17 protein-coding genes are annotated in these 18,236 nt (G+C 54.8%); 5 read left to right on the top strand and 12 right to left on the bottom strand.

The window, feature by feature from the left end:
• Positions 1 to 38: 38 nt before the first annotated feature.
• Both IT893_RS02950 and soxR read right to left on the bottom strand, forming a co-directional pair.
• A complete protein-coding gene (locus tag IT893_RS02950) occupies positions 39 to 2,975 on the bottom strand; it encodes a helicase-related protein (RefSeq protein ID WP_197146769.1) in 2,937 nt (978 codons plus the stop codon).
• Positions 2,976 to 3,132: 157 nt separating this feature from the next.
• Positions 3,133 to 3,594: a redox-sensitive transcriptional activator SoxR gene (soxR, locus tag IT893_RS02945; protein WP_197146768.1), complete on the bottom strand. Its 462-nt coding sequence runs from the start codon at positions 3,592 to 3,594 to the stop codon at positions 3,133 to 3,135.
• Between the two features lie 114 nt (positions 3,595 to 3,708).
• Between soxR and IT893_RS02940 the strand changes: the two genes are divergently transcribed.
• Positions 3,709 to 4,296 carry an NADPH-dependent FMN reductase gene (locus IT893_RS02940; protein WP_197146767.1) on the top strand — a complete coding sequence of 196 codons (588 nt, stop codon included), beginning with the start codon at positions 3,709 to 3,711 and terminating at the stop codon, positions 4,294 to 4,296.
• Positions 4,297 to 4,490: 194 nt separating this feature from the next.
• Here IT893_RS02940 and IT893_RS02935 read toward each other — a convergent pair whose 3' ends face one another.
• Complete coding sequence (locus IT893_RS02935; RefSeq protein WP_008890082.1) at positions 4,491 to 4,817, bottom strand: HPF/RaiA family ribosome-associated protein; 327 nt, start codon at positions 4,815 to 4,817, stop codon at positions 4,491 to 4,493.
• A gap of 551 nt (positions 4,818 to 5,368) precedes the next feature.
• Between IT893_RS02935 and htpG the strand changes: the two genes are divergently transcribed.
• The 3 genes from htpG (at position 5,369) to IT893_RS02920 (ending at position 8,974) form a co-directional block, all read left to right on the top strand.
• On the top strand, positions 5,369 to 7,249 hold the full coding sequence (htpG, locus tag IT893_RS02930; protein ID WP_197146766.1) for a molecular chaperone HtpG: 1,881 nt from the start codon (positions 5,369 to 5,371) through the stop codon (positions 7,247 to 7,249).
• 156 nt (positions 7,250 to 7,405) lie between these two features.
• On the top strand, positions 7,406 to 8,740 hold the full coding sequence (locus IT893_RS02925) for a deoxyguanosinetriphosphate triphosphohydrolase (protein ID WP_252724062.1): 1,335 nt from the start codon (positions 7,406 to 7,408) through the stop codon (positions 8,738 to 8,740).
• 3 nt (positions 8,741 to 8,743) lie between these two features.
• Positions 8,744 to 8,974 (top strand): hypothetical protein, encoded by a 231-nt coding sequence (locus IT893_RS02920; protein WP_197146765.1) that lies wholly within the window; start codon positions 8,744 to 8,746, stop codon positions 8,972 to 8,974.
• Positions 8,975 to 9,078: 104 nt separating this feature from the next.
• Here IT893_RS02920 and IT893_RS02915 read toward each other — a convergent pair whose 3' ends face one another.
• The 7 genes from IT893_RS02915 to IT893_RS02885 form a co-directional block, all read right to left on the bottom strand.
• The gene (locus tag IT893_RS02915; RefSeq protein WP_008890077.1) at positions 9,079 to 9,276 is read right to left on the bottom strand and encodes a YqaE/Pmp3 family membrane protein; all 198 of its coding nucleotides are present in this window, start codon (positions 9,274 to 9,276) and stop codon (positions 9,079 to 9,081) included.
• Positions 9,277 to 9,306: 30 nt separating this feature from the next.
• Positions 9,307 to 10,155 carry an OmpA family protein gene (locus tag IT893_RS02910; protein WP_064782449.1) on the bottom strand — a complete coding sequence of 283 codons (849 nt, stop codon included), beginning with the start codon at positions 10,153 to 10,155 and terminating at the stop codon, positions 9,307 to 9,309.
• A 432-nt stretch (positions 10,156 to 10,587) separates the two neighbouring features.
• On the bottom strand, positions 10,588 to 11,421 hold the full coding sequence (locus IT893_RS02905; protein ID WP_063087020.1) for a hypothetical protein: 834 nt from the start codon (positions 11,419 to 11,421) through the stop codon (positions 10,588 to 10,590).
• A 194-nt stretch (positions 11,422 to 11,615) separates the two neighbouring features.
• The gene (xth, locus tag IT893_RS02900; RefSeq protein WP_197146764.1) at positions 11,616 to 12,413 is read right to left on the bottom strand and encodes an exodeoxyribonuclease III; all 798 of its coding nucleotides are present in this window, start codon (positions 12,411 to 12,413) and stop codon (positions 11,616 to 11,618) included.
• 59 nt (positions 12,414 to 12,472) lie between these two features.
• Positions 12,473 to 13,159, bottom strand: coding sequence for a fumarylacetoacetate hydrolase family protein (locus tag IT893_RS02895; RefSeq protein ID WP_197146763.1), 687 nt, complete (start codon positions 13,157 to 13,159; stop codon positions 12,473 to 12,475).
• A gap of 147 nt (positions 13,160 to 13,306) precedes the next feature.
• Entirely contained in the window at positions 13,307 to 13,696 is a 390-nt protein-coding gene (locus IT893_RS02890; RefSeq protein ID WP_197146762.1) for a hypothetical protein, read from the bottom strand.
• Positions 13,697 to 13,846: 150 nt separating this feature from the next.
• Positions 13,847 to 14,833, bottom strand: coding sequence for a D-glycerate dehydrogenase (locus IT893_RS02885; RefSeq protein ID WP_008890071.1), 987 nt, complete (start codon positions 14,831 to 14,833; stop codon positions 13,847 to 13,849).
• 200 nt (positions 14,834 to 15,033) lie between these two features.
• Between IT893_RS02885 and IT893_RS02880 the strand changes: the two genes are divergently transcribed.
• Positions 15,034 to 15,549, top strand: coding sequence for an SH3 domain-containing protein (locus tag IT893_RS02880; RefSeq protein ID WP_008890070.1), 516 nt, complete (start codon positions 15,034 to 15,036; stop codon positions 15,547 to 15,549).
• Positions 15,550 to 15,589: 40 nt separating this feature from the next.
• On the opposite strand, the gene IT893_RS02875 is transcribed toward IT893_RS02880, so the two are convergent.
• Entirely contained in the window at positions 15,590 to 16,639 is a 1,050-nt protein-coding gene (locus tag IT893_RS02875; protein ID WP_197146761.1) for a hypothetical protein, read from the bottom strand.
• Between the two features lie 178 nt (positions 16,640 to 16,817).
• Entirely contained in the window at positions 16,818 to 18,209 is a 1,392-nt protein-coding gene (locus IT893_RS02870) for a class I SAM-dependent RNA methyltransferase (RefSeq protein ID WP_197146760.1), read from the bottom strand.
• Between the last annotated feature and the right edge of the window lie 27 nt (positions 18,210 to 18,236).

Here is an 18,236-nt window from a genome sequence, read left to right as displayed (position 1 = left end):
CACAAGGGTCGCCGCTCGATACATGATATCTGAAACGATCAGCCCTTGGCTTCAAGCATTTCCTTAAGCTTGGCAAACGGCGAATCTTCATTGATCTGGTTGGCTTTTTCCGGGGCCTGATTGCGACCACCGCCCGGTTTGCCACCACGGCCACCCTTGCCACCGCCCTGGTTCGGACGATTGCCGCCCTTGCCTTTCGGGCCACCTTTGCCGCCACCACGGGCTTCCTGACGCGGGCCGCGCTGACCACCACGGTTTTGTCCGCCACCGCGTTTGCGACGATCAACACGGACGAAGTATTTGACTTCGACCAGTTCGTCACCATCGGCGTCGGTTTCAACCGCCGGCGTTTCCGAAGTTGCTTCTGCAGACGCATCCGCAGCGACCTCTGCCGGTTCTGCCTTTGCTTCAACCGCTGCAGCTTCCTCAGCCGGGGCATCAGCCTTGGCTTCGGTTGCAGCCGCCTCAGAACCTTCTGCGGTTTCAGCTTCGGCTTTGCCCGCTTCAGGCTTTGCTTCCTCGGGCTTGGCTGCCTTGGCCGCTTCTCCGGCCTTTTTCTCGACTTCCTTGGCTTCAAGTTCGGATTTCTTGACCTTGGTTACCTCCGCACGCCAGCCAAGTGCGGTAAACACACCTTCGGCCTGTTCGACCGTGCAGCCCAAAAGCGACAGCAGATCGGGATCCGGACGCACCTTGCCGTCGTTTTCACGCGCCTTCTGACGCAGAAGGGCGGCAAAACGTTCAAGCATGTCGACACGCGCAGCAAGCGGGCCAACCGGCATGTAACCGGCAGCCAGATAGAAGCCCTTGGAATTCGCACGGTCATTGGGGACCGAGGTCCGGCCTGCCGGCGGCAGTTCCGGAAGGGCATCAAGTTCACGTGCAACCGCCCAAAGAATGCCGCGCAGCTCAACCGGATCCGGTTTGAGCGCATCAAGCACATGGACGGTTTCAACACCCAGACGCACGCCAAGCTTGGCAAGTGCCTTGCGGTCTTCGTCCGACAGGTCCTTGACCAGACTTTCGAGTTCCGAACGCGGCACACAGCCCAGACCTTCGTTCAACTGGAACAAAAGTCCGCGAATCGGCCCGGACAACTGACAGTCGCGCAGGCGGGTCAGCATTTTAAGGCGCGTTTCGATATGGGAATTGATGAAATTCTGCAGACGGGTACGTACCCGTTCGCGGGTCGGACCGTCAAAGAACTCGCTGTCGATGACCTGAACTTCGGGCGACAGAACCGTGTCACCTTTTTTCAGCACACCAACCGGCGAACCGTTCCACAGCACCTGAAGCTGGCCGTTTACTGCGAACTTGTCGTCTTCGTCAGTTTCAAGTTGTTTAACACGTTGGGCAATTTCGCCGGTCAACGCGCGACGTGCGGCACTGGCAATCGCCTTGCCTTCAAAAGCAGCATCGGTTTCATCAGCAATGAAACGGAATCCGTCAAGACGGCCGACAAATTCACCTTCGACCTGTACTTCACCATTCGCAGTGATGGTAGACATGAGTTCAGACTTGTCCTTGAGACTTTTCAATAAAACCGAGGTCCGTCTGTCAACGAACCTTTGGGTCAGGCGTTCATGTAGCACATCTGAGAGCTTGTCCTCAATGGCCCGCGTGCGTTCCTGCCAATGATTGGCATCTTCGAGCCAGTGATGCTTATGCGATACATATGTCCAGACGCGAATACCTGCCAAACGTGATGACAACTGGTCAATATCACCATCATAACGATCCAGACGCAAGATTTGTTCGCCCAACCAGTCAATGGGCAGTTTGCTTCCGGGTTTCGCAAGATAGCGATAGATAGATGTTAGCAGCCTCGGATGGGCATCGGTATGGATATTTCTGAAGTCGGGAATCTGGCAGATTTCCCACAATAATTGCACCCTATCCGGGGCGGTTGCGATGCGCGCGACGTCCTCGTTGCGCGCCAGATGATCGAGCATGATCTCATCAACCGGTTCGCGCGCCAAAATAAGGGTCGGGTCATCCGAACGACGACGCAGCGATTTCTGCAGCGCATCCACCGTCCGAAAATCAAGTCGCGCGTTGCGCCAGAACACTTTTGCAAGCGGCTCGAACTCGTGTTCTTCGATCTGTTCGATGATGTCGGGATCAATCCCCGAAAGATTTCCCGTTACCCCGAACGTTCCGTCATTCATGTGACGTCCGGCACGGCCGGCAATCTGGGCGGTTTCAGCCGCGGTCAGGCCACGATTGAACTTGCCGTCAAACTTGGTCATCGCGGCAAAGGCCACGTGGTTGAGATCAAGGTTCAAGCCCATGCCGATTGCGTCCGTCGCAATCAGATGTTCGACCTCGCCATTCTGGAACATCTCGACCTGGGCGTTACGCGTGCGCGGGCTCAGCGCGCCAAGCACCACAGCCGCCCCGCCCTTTTGACGACGCACCAGTTCGGCAACGGCGTAAACTTCCTGGGCGGAAAATGTCACCACGGCCGACTGGGACGGCAGACGCTGGATCTTTTTGGCCCCGTTATAGGTCAGAGTCGAAAACCGTTCACGGCGGTCAAATTCAACATTATCAACCAGCTTGCGGATCACCGGGCGAATGGTTTCCGCCCCCATGAACATGGTTTCATGGCGTCCGCGCGCATGCAAAAGCCGGTCGGTAAAGACGTGGCCACGTTCCGGGTCCGCACACATCTGGATTTCATCAATGGCCAGGAAATCGACCTGCTTGGCGACCGGCATGGCTTCGACCGTGCACAGGAAATAGCGCGCTGTTTTGGGAAGAATACGTTCTTCGCCGGTGATCAATGCCACCGCGCCCTTGCCGACCTTGGCGACTGCGCGGTCATAGTTTTCGCGCGCCAGAAGCCGTAACGGGAACCCGATCATCCCGGTCGTATGTGCCAACATCCGTTCCATGGCGAGATGGGTCTTGCCGGTGTTGGTCGGCCCCAATATGGCAAGGATACGAGGACCGGTTCGGGTTGAAATCTGCATCAAACTTTTCCAATCGACAGCCCAATGATCCGGGCCATCGCAATCATTGGGCCTTTCAACACGCGAACCAACACCATGTCAAGCTTTCTGCCTGCCGCCCTAAGGCGCATCAAACTGGCCCATCGCGGCCCAAACCGCTGATGCCGCGCAAACCCGCCTATTCTTCCGTGAGTTCGAGCAACCTGGCCCCCGGACCGTCGCTGCCAAGGGTGTCTCCGGGGTTGTATAGCGGGCATGCGGAAATCGACAGGCAACCACAGCCGATGCATTTTCCCAGCTGATCGCGCAAACGGGTCAATTGTTCGATGCGTTCGTTCAAATCATCGCGCCATTGCGATGAAAGCTTTTCCCAGTCTTTGATGGTCGGCACGGTATTGGGGGGCAGCTTATCCAGCGCCGCACCGATTTCCGACAGCGGAATACCTGTTTTCTGCGCGACCTTGATAATGGCAAGTTTGCGCAACACGCCGCGATGAAAACGGCGCTGGTTGCCGTCAGTCCGGATCGAGCTGATCAAGCCTTTGCGTTCATAAAAATGCACCGCCGATACGGCAATACCGCAACGACTTGCGACTTCGCCGACACTCAGATAGCGCTGCAACACGCCTTTTTCTGCCATTTCCCCTGCTCCCCTTGCCAGCTTTGAAAAAGTTCCAAAACGCGCTTGACCTTAACATTAATTGAGGTTTTAGAACCTTACTCATTGAAGCGAAATTGGCAAGGAGAGAACGCCGTGAAAGAGACATTTAATATCGCCGTCATCTTTGGCAGTGCGCGTGAAGGTCGCTTTTGCGATACGGTCGGGACCTGGGTCGTTGAAACCCTAAAATCGGATCACGAGCTTTCTGTTGATACGATTGATCCCGCTGTTTTGAACCTGCCCGCGGCCCATGTTGGCGCTGATCACCCTGCGGTCGCGCACCTTCATAATGCCCTGACTGAGGCCGATGGTTTCATCGTCGTTACCCCGGAATACAATCACAGCTTTACTGGCGAGCTAAAGCTTCTGATCGATGCCGCCAAGCAACAATGGAAACGCAAACCCGTCGGGTTTGTATCCTATGGCGGAATGTCAGGTGGCCTGCGCGCCGTTGAACAATTGCGTCTTGTCTTTGCCGAATTGCATGCGGTGACCCTGCGCGATGTCATAAGCTTTGCCCAAGCCTGGGACAAGTTCGATGATACCGGTCGGCCAATAGACCTCGAAGGTACGAATAACGCCCTTCATCACATGATGACCGACTTCAAATGGTGGGCTGCCGCACTGCGCGATGCCCGTTACCCGCAAGGCAAACACCATCTTCTTGAGGCGATTGCATAACGCACGTCCTCCCCGTGGCTGAAGCGACTTCCCCCCGCGTCGGTTCACCCCCTGTATCAGTCCGGCACTGTTTAAATCCCCCAACCCCGGCAGTGTCGGGCTGATACATTTTTCCAACCACCTCGTGCCACCACACGACAAAGCGGGGCGACCATCCGGTCGCCCCGCCTCCTTTTCAAACGTATTCAGTGACCTTAGTGGTTGCGCATCTTGTCGGCATATTCCTTGAGCTGCCGACGTGCGGCCTGAAAACTGTTTTTCAGCGCGATATAGACATCCTCATGGGCATGATCGGCACTGTCGCGCTTCACCATGATTTCCTTGCCCGGCACATTGATGCCGAAATGCACGGCAAAACGGTTTCCATGGTTATGAGATGCCTGCGGGCGTTCCACTACAACATGACAACTGGTCATGCGATCGAAGGTTTCTTCCAGTTTTTGCACCTTGAAACGAATGCGCTCGTCCAGCGCATCAGACTGATCAACATCACGGTAGGTGATTTGAACGGGAACCTTCATGGTACGGCCTCCTGTGTAAAGCCTTGGACGCAAGACAGGGCGTTGCACCCTGCCGATTACCCTCGCATTTTTGCTGCTCGGGAACTTTCGGGAACGCTTCCAGACTGTGGCGTGCGCCCCTGTTGTTAAAGCCTCTATGTTTATACTTAGGATACAAGACTTGCGCTGCAAGATGCGTTGACGCATATCAAGCTCGGTTTAGATTCAGGACCTGTTAATTTTGTCGTCATGGCAACCATTATGTTTGAGAAATCCGAGGAAAAGCCCGCTGTGCGGGATGGCTCCCCGGACAAGGGTTTTGACACAGGAGTTCTCAAACATAATGGTTGTCCTACGGATCAAACGGATTGGCACGGACTACTTTGTCGTAAAACTTTGAAAGATGGCAATCTTCCTGCAGTTTTTCTCCTCGTACCCGTACAAATCCGATTGACCATGGCGGCAAAATTAACAGGTCCTGAATCTAAAGTTCACCCCGTTAAGGTGTCGGTCCTTCTGCCAATATCGGAGGAGGCTGACAGACGCTTGAAACAAAGGAGAAAAAAGAGGTCATGACGGAAGAAAAAATGCGGTTCGAGGCTGAGGTTAGCCGACTGCTCGATATCGTTGTCCACTCGCTTTATTCCAACAAGGACATCTTCCTGCGCGAGCTGATCTCCAACGCCTCGGATGCGTGCGACAAGCTGCGCTATGAAGCGATTGCCAAACCGGATTTGCTCGCTGGTGATGCCGATTTCAAGGTGCGCCTTCTGACAGATAATGTCCGTAATGTTCTGACGATTGCCGATAACGGGATCGGGATGAACAAGGAAGATCTGGTCGAAAACCTGGGCACCATTGCCAATTCCGGCACCGCGAAGTTCCTGGATGCCGTTTCGAAATCCGACAACGCCAAGGATGTCGACCTGATCGGTCAGTTCGGGGTCGGTTTCTATTCCGCCTTTATGGTCGCCAATAAGGTCGAAGTCGTCAGCCGCAAGGCCGGCGATGATCAGGCTTGGAAATGGTCATCTGACGGCAAGGGCGAATACACCATTGCCGAGGCCGAAATGGAAGGCCGCGGCACGCAGATCACCCTGCATCTGACCGACGACAACAAGGAGTTCACGGACGAACATCGTCTGCGTCATATCGTCAAAACCTATTCCGACCATATCGGCATTCCGGTGGTGCTGATGAAGGGCGACGGTGATGAAACGCTGAACGAGGCCTCCGCCCTCTGGACCCGCCCGAAAAGCGAGATCACCGAAGAACAATACAAGGAATTCTACAAGCACACCTCGCACGCCTTTGATGATCCGTGGAAAACCATCCACTATCAGGCCGAAGGTGCGATTGAATATACCGGGCTGCTTTACCTGCCGACCATGCGCCCGTTCGATCTCTATGATCCGCAGCGCAAAGGCCATCTGAAGCTGTATGTCCGCAAGGTCTTCATCACCGAAGGTGCCAACGAATTGCTGCCGCCATGGCTGCGTTTCGTATCCGGTGTGGTCGATAGCCAGGACCTGCCGCTTAACGTCTCGCGCGAGATGTTGCAGGACCATCCGCTTCTGACCAAGATCAAGAACGGCCTGACCAAAAAGGTCCTGTCCGAACTTGAAACTGCGGCCAAGAAAGATACTGAGGGTTACGAAACCTTCTGGGAAAACTTTGGTTCGGTCGTCAAGGAAGGCCTTTACGAAGACCAAACCAACCGTGACCGTATCCTCAAACTCGCCCGGTTCCGCTCGACCAATGGCGACGGCTGGACCACACTTGCCGACTATGTCGAACGCATGAAGGACGGCCAGAAGGCCATCTATTACATCAGTGGCGAGGATATCGACGCCCTTAAACGCAGCCCGCAACTTGAAGGCTTTGCCGCCAAGGGGATCGAAGTCCTGCTTCTGACCGATCCGGTTGATGAATTCTGGATGCCGTCTGTCGGCCACTTTGATGGCAAAGACTTCAAATCGGTCACCCGTGGCGGTGCGGACCTGAACGACATCAAGTCAGATGACAAGGATGACGCCAAGGACGAGAAAAAGGATGATGCCGCAAATGAGGCATCGGTCAGTGCCCTGATTGCCGCGCTCAAGGTTGCCCTTGGCACCGGGGTCAAGGACGTTCGGGAATCAGATCGCCTGACCAGTTCGGCCTGCTGTCTGATTGCCGATGAAATGGGCATGGATCTGCGCATGGAACGCCTGATGAAACAGCACAACCGTGTCGATGAAATCAGCCCGCGTATCCTTGAAATCAATCCGAAGCACAGCCTGATCAAAAAGCTGTCTGACATTGCCACCAAGGATGCCAAGGCCCCGATCCTTCATGACGCAGCCCTGCTGTTGCTTGATCAGGCCCGCATCCTCGAAGGCGAAGCCCTGCCCGATCCGGTCAGCTTTGCCCGTCGCCTTGATCTTGTGATGGAAAAAGGTCTGGGCGCTTAATCGCTCCACAGGCCCGATCTTTGTAAAACGGCGTGTCATCAGATGCGCCGTTTTCTTTTGGTTTTGCGCAGAATTTAAAATGCTTATTTACTAAAACCGGGCATAAACATCCCAGATATCCAAGAACTGAAGTCCGACCGGAAGGTACGAAATACGATGACAGCGATGATGAACTGGCAGCAATTGCTATCTGCAGCTCGGCTTGGGTCGCGTCATTCCAGTGTGGGTACATTTGGCCGGTCCGATTTTCACAAGGATTATGACCGGATCATTTTTTCGGCGGCCTTTCGCCGCTTGCAGCGCAAAACGCAAGTTCATCCGTTGCCGGAAAATGACAATGTCCACACCCGCCTGACCCACAGTCTGGAAGTATCCTGTGTTGCCCGGTCTTTGGGGTTGATGGTTGGAAACCGCCTGCATGAAAAGGGCAGCCTGCCCGACGCGATCGAGCCCGACCATATGGCCGCCATCGTGCAGGCAGCGGCACTTTGCCATGATATTGGCAACCCGCCCTTTGGTCATGCCGGGGAATATGCCATCCGCCAATGGTTTGTCGACGCAAACCCGAAATTCACCGAAGGCCTGACAGAGGCACAGTTTGCCGATCTGACAACATATGAGGGCAATGCTCAGGGCTTCCGCCTTCTGACCAACAAACGGACCGGTCTGTATGACGGCGGTATGCGCCTGACCTATGCGACCCTGGCCAGTTTTTTGAAATATCCGTGGTCAGCCGCCGGAAGTCCCTTTCCGCAGAAAAAGAAATTCGGCGCCTTTCAAAAGGAATTCGGCCTGCTTGAAGAAGTCGCCGATGCCACCGGGTTGATCCGCACCGGCGATCAGGCCTTTTGCCGTCACCCCCTGGTCTATCTGGTCGAGGCTGCTGATGATGTTTGTTATGCCCTGATCGATATCGAGGACGGCGTTGAACTGGAACTTGTCGATTTCGCAATTCTTGAAAAGATGCTGCTGCCCTGCATCACCGATGAGCTGCCGGCCGAGTACAACCGTGAACCCAATATCAGCCGCAAGATTTCATTCCTGCGGGGTAAAATCATTGCCGGTGTTCTTGATGCACTGGTTGACGCCTTTGTCGCCAACGAGGAGGCGCTTCTGGCTGGCGAATGGAAGGGAGATCTTCTGGCATGTGCCAAGGGGCCCTTTAATGATCTGATCGCGCAGGCCAAGTCATTCTCCGAAAAGCAGATCATTCTAAACCGTCGCAAGGTCCAGATCGAGGTCGGCGCCTTTGCCCATCTTGAAACCTTGCTCGAGACATTCTGCAAAACCGCCCTTGATGTGCATCATGCACAATCAGAAGCCGACATTTCCTATCGAACCGGACGGGTCCGCGAACTGATCGGCAATGATGCCATGCCCATCGGGGCGTCGCTTTATGATCTTTACCTGGTCATTCTCGATTACGTATCAGGCATGACCGACGATTTTGCCGCCCGTCTTGCACGTGACATTGGTGGCGGACAGCACTAGGCGATGTGGCTCCTCGGTCCTTTTATTGCCCGCTATCGACGCAGAACGGCGTTTTTCGCCGCCGGCGCACTTGCCGCAGTCATCTATGGATTGGTTGATCAAAGCATGCGCCCGGAAATACAGGCGTGGTACTGGCCGTCTGTTGCCAGTGCGGTGACGTTTTTTCTGACCCGCTTTATCATTTCCCGGCTGATTGGTCGGTTTATCGGCGGTGTACGCCGTAAACTGCACTAGGACACCCGCCCGGTATTCTATTCAGATAAAGAAAAAGGCAGGCTCGAAAGCCTGCCTTCTGATGTCGGGATCGCTGCTGTTTGCCATTTGGCAAACCACACCAATCATTCCTGACCGCCACCCATGGCGCTGCTGATTTTCTTGTCGGTGTTATACTGGCTGAGCGCGTAAACGGCCCAAATTGCTGCCGGAACCCAACCAATCAGCGTGATCTGCAAGATCAGGCAGATAACACCGGCAATCGGACGCCCGATGGTAAAGAAAAGCAACCAGGGCAGAAGAAGTGCAATCAATAGACGCATGGATGAAATCCCCTTTTTAGTTCGACGTGCTTACATGCCGTCTTCGAAAGTAACCGTCACAACGCGGTTGCCCTGTTCGGGCACGCCGTCAGCAGTCGAAACCGGCACATTGGCTTCACCGCTGATGCTGATTGCAAGTTTGCTTGCCGGGACACCCGCATCACGCAATGCCTTGACCACCGCATCAACACGCGATTTGGCAAGGATATCGTTATACATCGCATCACCGGCACGGTCAGCATAGGCAACAAGGCTGATCATTTTCGGATCATATTTGCCATAGGCCTCGACAATACCGTTCACAACAGACATCGCCTTGCTATCAATGGCGGCACTGTCGAACCCGAAATAGACATTCATCGGAACCGGCATCGGCATCGCTGCCATCGGGGCCGGGCCGGTATCAAGTTCGGCCTGTACGATGGCCAATGCCTGATAGAATGCCGAACGGCAGTTATCAATGTCTTCCTGCTGGATGTTTTCTTCTAGTTCCTGCAACCAGCAATCAAAGCTGCTCTGTGCACGGGCAGCGGCACTGGCAGCCTTTTCACGACCACCGGCCTCAAGTGCCGCCATCAGGTCAGAACGGGCGACTTCAACCTCGGCCTCGGACCCTTCGGGCAGGTTACGTTCGGCAATTGCCTGCGGACCGGAATCCATGCCCATCGCCGCAGTCTTTGAACGGTTGGTGAAATAACGTGCATCGGCCCAGTCAGCCTCGTCATATTCAGCCTGGGCAAGGTCTGCATAATTCTGGTGAAGAGCTGCGTCAAAAGCCGATCCTTCGTCGGCCATATCGCGCACTCCGGGAATGTTCATGTTCGCGCACGCACTCAGAAAGGCGGCGGCGGATACAACGGCAAGCAGTTTGGCTCTCATCGGTGTTACTCCTTGATCTGACCGACTATCAGGATCCCAATCCCATTCTATTTTTTCGGCCCTGCTGACATTTTTTCCAATGTCTTGTCAGGCCATATGGCGGGCCTTGTGGCCCGTCCTGTTCCATGCCGTTCTTGTCATAATCAGATCAATTGACCTGACCCCGAATTTCGATCCACCTCACGTCCGTGGTCGAAGCCCCAAGACAACACAGATTGTGGATATAACTATCCCTAACCCAAGATATATAGAAGTCAAATTCATGAAAAAAAGCAGTGGGATAGAGAAAATTCACAATCGACGGACATCCGCTCTCACGGCCTGCCTTTTTTGATTTGATCACGCAATCACCAAAAACACAGCGGCCCGATGGATCAAAAACACATCCATCGGGCCGAACATCACATCAGATCAAGACGATCATACGATGACCTAGTCCGAGGAACCGCCAAACAGTCCCTTGACCGCGCCGCCAAGCGCATCGGCACCTTCTTTCAGCTTGGTGCCACCGCCACTTGCAGCGCCACCAACGGCACCGACGACACCTTTGCCAAGGTCACCGACGCCCTGCAACAGGCCATCGACATTCAAGCTTGAAACCGCCTTGAAGACGGCGGTGTTGATCGCTGTCAGGATTTCACCGGCAACCTGCGCCGGGGTCGCGCCGCCTTCTTCCTTGCCCACATCGGTCAGATGAATTTCCGGCAGGCTGGCCGACAGTTTCTTGCCCTGCAGGAAGTCGGCCGAAACACCGACATCACCGTTGCGGACATAGACATTGTCGATAATGATTTTGGTTCCACCTGCGGCATCGTCGCCAGATGTGGCACCATCAGCGCCACCCGCACCGGTCGGACCGGAAACACGTTGAACAAAGGCTTCGACGTTGCGCTGGATGGTTGCGATGTTTGAACTGCCATTGCCCAGTTCGTAAATGACACTTGGCTGGTCAACCACCACTTCGATGATACGGATCGTATCGCTGGTCAGGGTCGAACCATCAAGGCGGACCGAGATATTGCCAAGCGAGAAAGCATAATCGGAGTTGAACCCGTCGGGATTGCCGACCACAAGCCCATTGATCGCCGCGGTATTTTGCGTCGGCTCGATCGACACACCGTCAACCGCGACATCGGCCAGCGTCACACGCGTGCCTGCCTCTTCGATGGTGGATTTCACGATGTTATCAAGATTGACGTAAACATAGACGAGGGCCCCGACGACCAAAACGATGATCACGGCCAGACCAATCAGTATCTTTTTCATTGCCCGTTTCCTGCGTAGTGCCTCACCGAAAATACGCGAAATTCAACCCTTAGGGTGCAAATGGGGACGCATCCGGTTTCGTTCAACCAGAAGAGTTGCGCTGATCGGTCAGACAATCAAGTTATTTCACATGACAAAACAGCGGATTAGGCTTGCCTGATCCGCTGTTTCGAAATCTCGGCTAATCTGCGTGTTCAGAGATTGAATTCCACCACAACGGGTGCGTGGTCTGATGGTTTTTCCCAATCCCGGGCAATGTCATAGACCGATGCCCTGCGCACCGTTCCAGCCATGTTTGGCGTCATCCAGACATGGTCCAGTCGACGGCCCTTGTTGCTTGCCCGCCAGTCGCGTGCGCGATAGCTCCACCAGCTAAACAGTTTTTCGGGTTCGGGAACCACTTCGCGGACAGCATCGATGAAATCGCCCGATTGGCGGAATTTCTCAAGGATTTCAACCTCTACCGGCGTGTGACTGACCACGCGCAGAAGCTGCTTGTGCGACCAGACATCATTTTCCGACGGCGCAATGTTGAAATCACCAACCAGAACTGCCTTGCGGTTGGGATCGGTTGCGCGACGATCCCCCCACCAGTTGGTCATTTCATCAATGAAGGACAGCTTGTGGGCAAACTTTTCATTGATTGCCGGATCGGGTTCATCCCCGCCAGCCGGGATATAGAAGTTATGAAGTTCGACGCCATTTTCGAACTTTGCCATGCAATGACGGCGATCTTCCTTGCCACAGAAATGCTTGATGTCGGTTTCGACAAACGGCAGGCGCGATATGATCGCAACCCCGTTATAGCTTTTCATGCCATGATTATGGCGATGAACATAACCAGCCGCCTCAAAGGCATCATGCGGAAAATGCTCATCGGGGCATTTCAGTTCCTGCAAGCACAGCACATCAGGCTGCTGATCATTCAGAAACTTGATGACCTGTTCAATACGCAGTCGGACGGAATTGATATTCCAGCTTACGATTTTCAAAACGGGCTCCGTTTTTGCTCGATTGAGGATGGGCCCCTGCCCCACGATCCCCCAATGGTCTATTTCAAGGTCACAGACAGTTCCGCGACATCTGCAATCACCAGATCCATGCGATCACCACGGACAACCTGGCCAACGCCTTCGGGCGTTCCGGTAAACAGAAGATCGCCCGGTTTCAGTTCGATCAGGGTCGACAGATGCACCAATGCATCCACCACCGGCCAGATCATTTTGGCCGTGGTGTCGTTCTGGCGCACATCATCATTGACCGACAATTTCAGGTTGGTGGCGTGCGGATTGCCGGCATCGGCCTTGGGCTTGATGGCGGAAATGGCCGCACAGCCATCAAACGATTTTGCCATATCCCATGGCAGGCGACGGTCCTTGAGACCGGCCTGAACATCGCGACGCGTCATATCAAGACCGGCGGCATAGCCAAAAATTGCATCCTCAACGGCGGCACGATCCAGATCCTTGCCCCCCTTGGAAAGCGCAGCCACCAGTTCGCCCTCATAATGCAGGTCTTCCGTGCCCGACGGATAGGACAAGTCACCATTTCCGACCACAAGGCAGTCCGTTGGTTTCATAAAGACACAAGGCGGGGTGTCCGAAGGATCGGAACCCATTTCGCGGACATGTTCGGCGTAGTTTTTGCCGATGCAGAAAATGCGATTTACCGGGAAAACGTCGTCGGTGCCCTGAACCGGAATGGTCGTCGGTGCAGGTGCGTCAAAGATCAAACTCATGATGACCCCGTGTTGTTTATGCGTGATATGCAACAGTCATAAACAAGCACGGATCAGAAAGAAACGCCCAATGCGCATTGGCACGTATCTGCTGTCAGGAATTGTCAGGAGAAAGGATCATCGCACCCTTGGGTACGTGCTTACAGGTCACTTAAGCTTCTCGCGCAGGATCATATCGCGAACTCTGGTCTTGGCGATCTGCAAGGCAGAAAACTGTTCCGGATCCTGAACAGACGGCACAGCAAGGATCAAAAGTTTGGCGGTTTGGCCGGCATTGACATGAAGATGGTAACGATGCCCCTGAAGGATCGAAATGCAGCCGTAGTGGCTTTCATATACATTCCCGTCGCCATCACTGACCAGAACGGTTCCGGAACGCACAAAGACAATCTCTTCGGCGTGACGGCTTTGGATGCCTGACACCACGCATGGCCCGTGCAAGACGACTTCGCGTGTTGCAAGCCCGGCCGCGACGTCATCATTTGCCGGGGTCGCCACACCCAGATCAGCAACAAGCGTTTTTGGCCGTCTTACCATTTGCATACATCCCAAAATTGAAACCGGTTTGGTTTAATGCCGGGGAAAATGCCTGTAACGGCCACGTCACACCATCCACATATGGGGAGTGTATGAAAAAAGGGGTGATATACGCGCCATCACCCCTTTGAAATCATTATGGAAAGCGGCCTACAGCAATCCTTCGATCACGCGATCCGGTGGTGTGTGACCGTCGACAAACGTCTTGATGTTGATCAGGACCTTTTCGCCCATGTCAACGCGGCCTTCGATGGTGGCCGATCCCATATGGGGCAGAAGGACCGCATTTTGCAGTTCAAGCAATTTCGGGTTCACCGCCGGTTCGTGTTCAAACACGTCCAGTCCGGCACCGGCGATTTCACCATCGGCCAGCATCCGGGTCAGGGCCGGTTCATCAACGATTTCGCCGCGTGCGGTGTTAACCAGAATGGCATGCGGCTGCATCAGTTTAAGACGACGCGCCGACAACAAATGATAGGTCGCAGGCGTATGCGGGCAGTTGACCGAGATGACGTCCACATGGGCCAGCATCTGATCAAGGCTTTCCCAATAGGTCGCATCCAGTTCTTCTTCGATATCGGGATGTACGCGACGGCGGTTATGGTAATGCACCGAAAGGCCGAAACCCTTTGCCCGGCGTGCCAGTGCACGGCCGATACGGCCCATGCCAACAATGCCAAGGCGCTTACCCCAGATGCGATGACCGAGCATAAGCGTCGGGCCCCAGCCCGCCCATTCGCCCTTGCGAATAAGACGTTCGCCCTCTGCCAGGCGGCGCGAAACCGACAGGATCAGCGCCATGGTCATATCCGCGGTATCCTCGGTCAGGACATCGGGTGTATTGGTGACCGTAATGCCACGCGAACGGGCAGTTTGCAGATCGACATGATCGACACCGGTGCCGAAATTGGCAATCAGGCGCAGATTGGGACCCGCATGGGCCAGAACCGCCGCATCGATCTTGTCGGTGACGGTTGGCACCAGCACATCGGCTTCCTTGACCGCATCAATCAGTTCCTGCTTGCTCATCGGCGCATCATCAATGTTCAGACGCGCGTCAAACAGTTCCATCATGCGGGTTTCAATCGCTTCCGGCAGTTTCCGGGTCACGACGACAAGCGGTTTTTTCTTGGTCATGTGCCGATCCTATGCGGTCTTTTAACTCTTTTTCAGACAAAATAAGGCATGGTGCATTTTTGTGCCCTGCCGCAGTGCAGTGATGCCATGCCGAAAGGTACAAAAGCAAGAATTTTGACGCACTTTTTGTAATTTTATTTCGCAACAGCGAATTATTACAAAACCAGCGCAAATGGAATAAATGAAGGAATACCAACAAGATGCCGCAGGTTTTGCGCAAATTTCTGTATCGCTTCATGGCCTTGGCGATTCTTGGCAGTCTGACCGCTCCGATCGTGGCCAGCGCACAGGAATCGGGCCTGCCGATCCCGCGATTTGTCGCGCTGCGCTCTGACAAGGTATTTTTACGCTCTGGCCCCGGCCTGCGATACCCGAAAGTCTGGATTTATCACCGTCGCAATATGCCGATGGAAGTGGTGTCGGAATTCGATACCTGGCGCAAGGTGCGTGACTGGGAAGGCAGCGAAGGCTGGGTTCATCAAAGCCTTCTGATCGGGTCGCGCCACGTCATCGTGACCGATGAAAACATCACGCTCTATTCCGCCGCCGACAAGAATGCCCGCAAGATTGCGCTGGTCTCGGCAAGTGTGATTGGCCGCATCGAAGACTGCCCGGCGACGGTCGATTGGTGTCAATTGCGGTTTGGTGATTTCGAAGGCTGGGCGCCGCGCCACGGGTTCTGGGGTATCTACGAAGGCGAGAATGTCGAAGGATAAAACGCCTTCCTGCTGACCCTTTCGGAAACCGAGATCAGGCTCACGCTTCGACAGAAATCCGATTGGCCGGACGATCCGCACGACCACCGCCGCCCGATGTTCCGTTGCCACCGCTGTCATATCCGCCAAATCCGGTATTAACCAAAGGCCGGGTTGCTCCGCTGTCTGGAACAGATTGGCCAAGGAAGTCCTGTGATTGGCTCGGATCGTCATCTTCGGCGGTCGGATCGAAGAACGGATCTTCTTCCTGTTCCGGCACAGGATCAGGGCGCGGTTCAGGCAAGGCGATACCACCCACCGCGACGGTCTGATTGGCAAGCTGTGCGGAAATATCGCCAAGATAAGCCTGCAGATTTTGTGCAATGTTTGCCTGCGCATCCTCGCGACCAGATGGTGCCGATGCCGCCAGTTGCGCCTGGACAATGTTTTCACCCGCAACCTGCGAAACGCGGTTCTGGTCCTGCGCGGTTCGCAAACTTCCCTGATCAGCAGAAACAGAAATCTCGCGATCCCGAAGGGCTTGCTGCGCCTCGTCCACCAGTGCACGCGCATTGGAAACGCCCGTGCTGTCGGAAACATTTATCGCCGAAAGGCCAGTCGCCAGATCTTCGGAACTTGAAGCCGACAGCGTCACATCAATACGATTGTCTGATGATGTGCCACTGCCAACCTGCAGCGTAATCGTCTGATCCGATGCCAGAAGATCGCGGCCCTCAAAATTGCTATTGGCCGCAATATCGTCGATCCGGGTCAGATAATCTTCGATCTGTGCGTTTAACTGTGCGCGTTGCTGCGTGGACAGATCGCTGTTTTCTTCCGCGACCGTGACAAGCGCGTCAATTTCGTCAAGCGCATCGCCAATCCGCGAAAGATCGCTTGATGCCTGACCAAGAAGTTCACCGGCACTGCCCAAAGACCGGTTCAGTTGCGCATTGGTAGAACCTGCGCTGCGAAGCGGGTCGGTATTGCGGTTTGTGTTTTGATTGTTAGCGGAGAACTGGCTGCTTTCAGGCGCAATCAACCGGTTCTGCGGGGCAATTGCACGCGCAGTACTGGTATAAATCGGCAACTGACTGGCCAGTGGTTCCATTGTTTTTCCGCTCAAACAAGCCGGCAAAACAACTACGTGCTGCACAGGCAAAGGGACTGCGCATTTTCAATCCCTTGCCAACCTGACCATCCTGGTGTCCGGCGGAAATACCAACTGATAGTATAGTATATCAGTGAATAAAAATTAAGCCCCAAAGCGCACCGCTCTGCAAACGGCGTCAACCGGCAGAAACGCGGCGCAAAATGGCGAATAATTCAAGATGTGACGACCACAGGAACTGATCGACCGGCACGACTTTGGTGATTTCATAGCCGCCATTCCTAAGAACCCGCATGTCACGGCTAAACGTCGCCGGATTGCATGATACGGCAATGATCCATTCCGGCCCGTCGATCGCAAGCGTCTCTGACTGGGCAAGGGCCCCGGCACGCGGCGGATCAAACACCACAAGGTCAAAGCTGCTCAGTTCATCCCCAACAAGCGGCTGGCGAAACAGATCGCGCTTTACGACCTTGACCGGGCTGCCCGATTGTCCGACCGCATATTGCAGTAACTCCACGGCCCGCGGATCGCTTTCCACAGCCGTGACCGAACGCCGTTTGCCCGACAGGGCCAGTGAAAATGTAAAACTGCCCACACCGCAAAAAAGATCGGCAACGTTTTTCGGCGCGATATCAGCCAATGCCGACTTGATGGCCGCAACCAGTGCCTGTTCCCCGTCCTGGGTGGCCTGCAAGAAACCGCCCGGCGCAATCGCCACCTCGACACCTTCAAAACGCACAACCGGTAAATGACGCGCAGCAACCGGTTCATCAGGACGATCCCCGGTTTTCCAGCTCAGCCGGGCGATATTTTGCGCTTCCGCGAATTCCGCCAGATCCTGGCGCATATCAAGGTCGGGATCGTTGCTTGCCTGAATAAGCATATCCAGACCGCTATCGGTCAGGGTGACAAATACTTCCTTGATGTCGCGTGCATGTTCCGGCGGGCAGGCTTCAAGGAACATGACAAATGCTTCGCGAAACGCCATCAGTTCCGGGCGCAATACCGCACAGTCGGGCACATTTAGAACCGTATGACTGAACCGACCATGGAAACCGACAAAAACGCCGGTTACGCCGACATGCACCGAAAAACCGGCACGACGGCGACTTGCCGGTGGTGAAATCTCCACATCCCCGACAAGCGTTTCGGCATCTTGCGGATCGATACCCGCACGCTGAACGGCGACCAAGGCCTTGTCACGCTTCCAGGTGCGGTAATCGTCATCATTCATGTGTTGCAGGGCGCAGCCCCCGCATTCCTTGAAATGAGCACAGCGTGGCGTGTTATACCCACTCGAACGTGCGATTTCGGCAACCACCTCGGCCCCATACCCGTCGCCACGTTTCTGGCGAAGGGCAACGCGCACCTGATCACCGGGCAACACGCAATCCACATAGATCAAAACCGATTTACCATCGGGTGTCGCGACATGGGCAATCCCATCGCCGCGCGCACCGATCTGTTCGATGGTGACGTCTGCTTCAAACCCGATCAGCGGATCACGCCGGGATGGCTGACGTTTGCGTCCTCCCCGTGCACGGGGATTGCGGTTATGGTGTTTCATGGACTCTCTCTGGGGGTGATCTTTGTC

Origin of the sequence: Thalassospira sp. A40-3 (assembly GCF_015871485.1) — a bacterium.
Classification (GTDB): domain Bacteria; phylum Pseudomonadota; class Alphaproteobacteria; order Rhodospirillales; family Thalassospiraceae; genus Thalassospira; species Thalassospira tepidiphila.
This window is presented reverse-complemented; position numbering and strand designations above follow the sequence as displayed.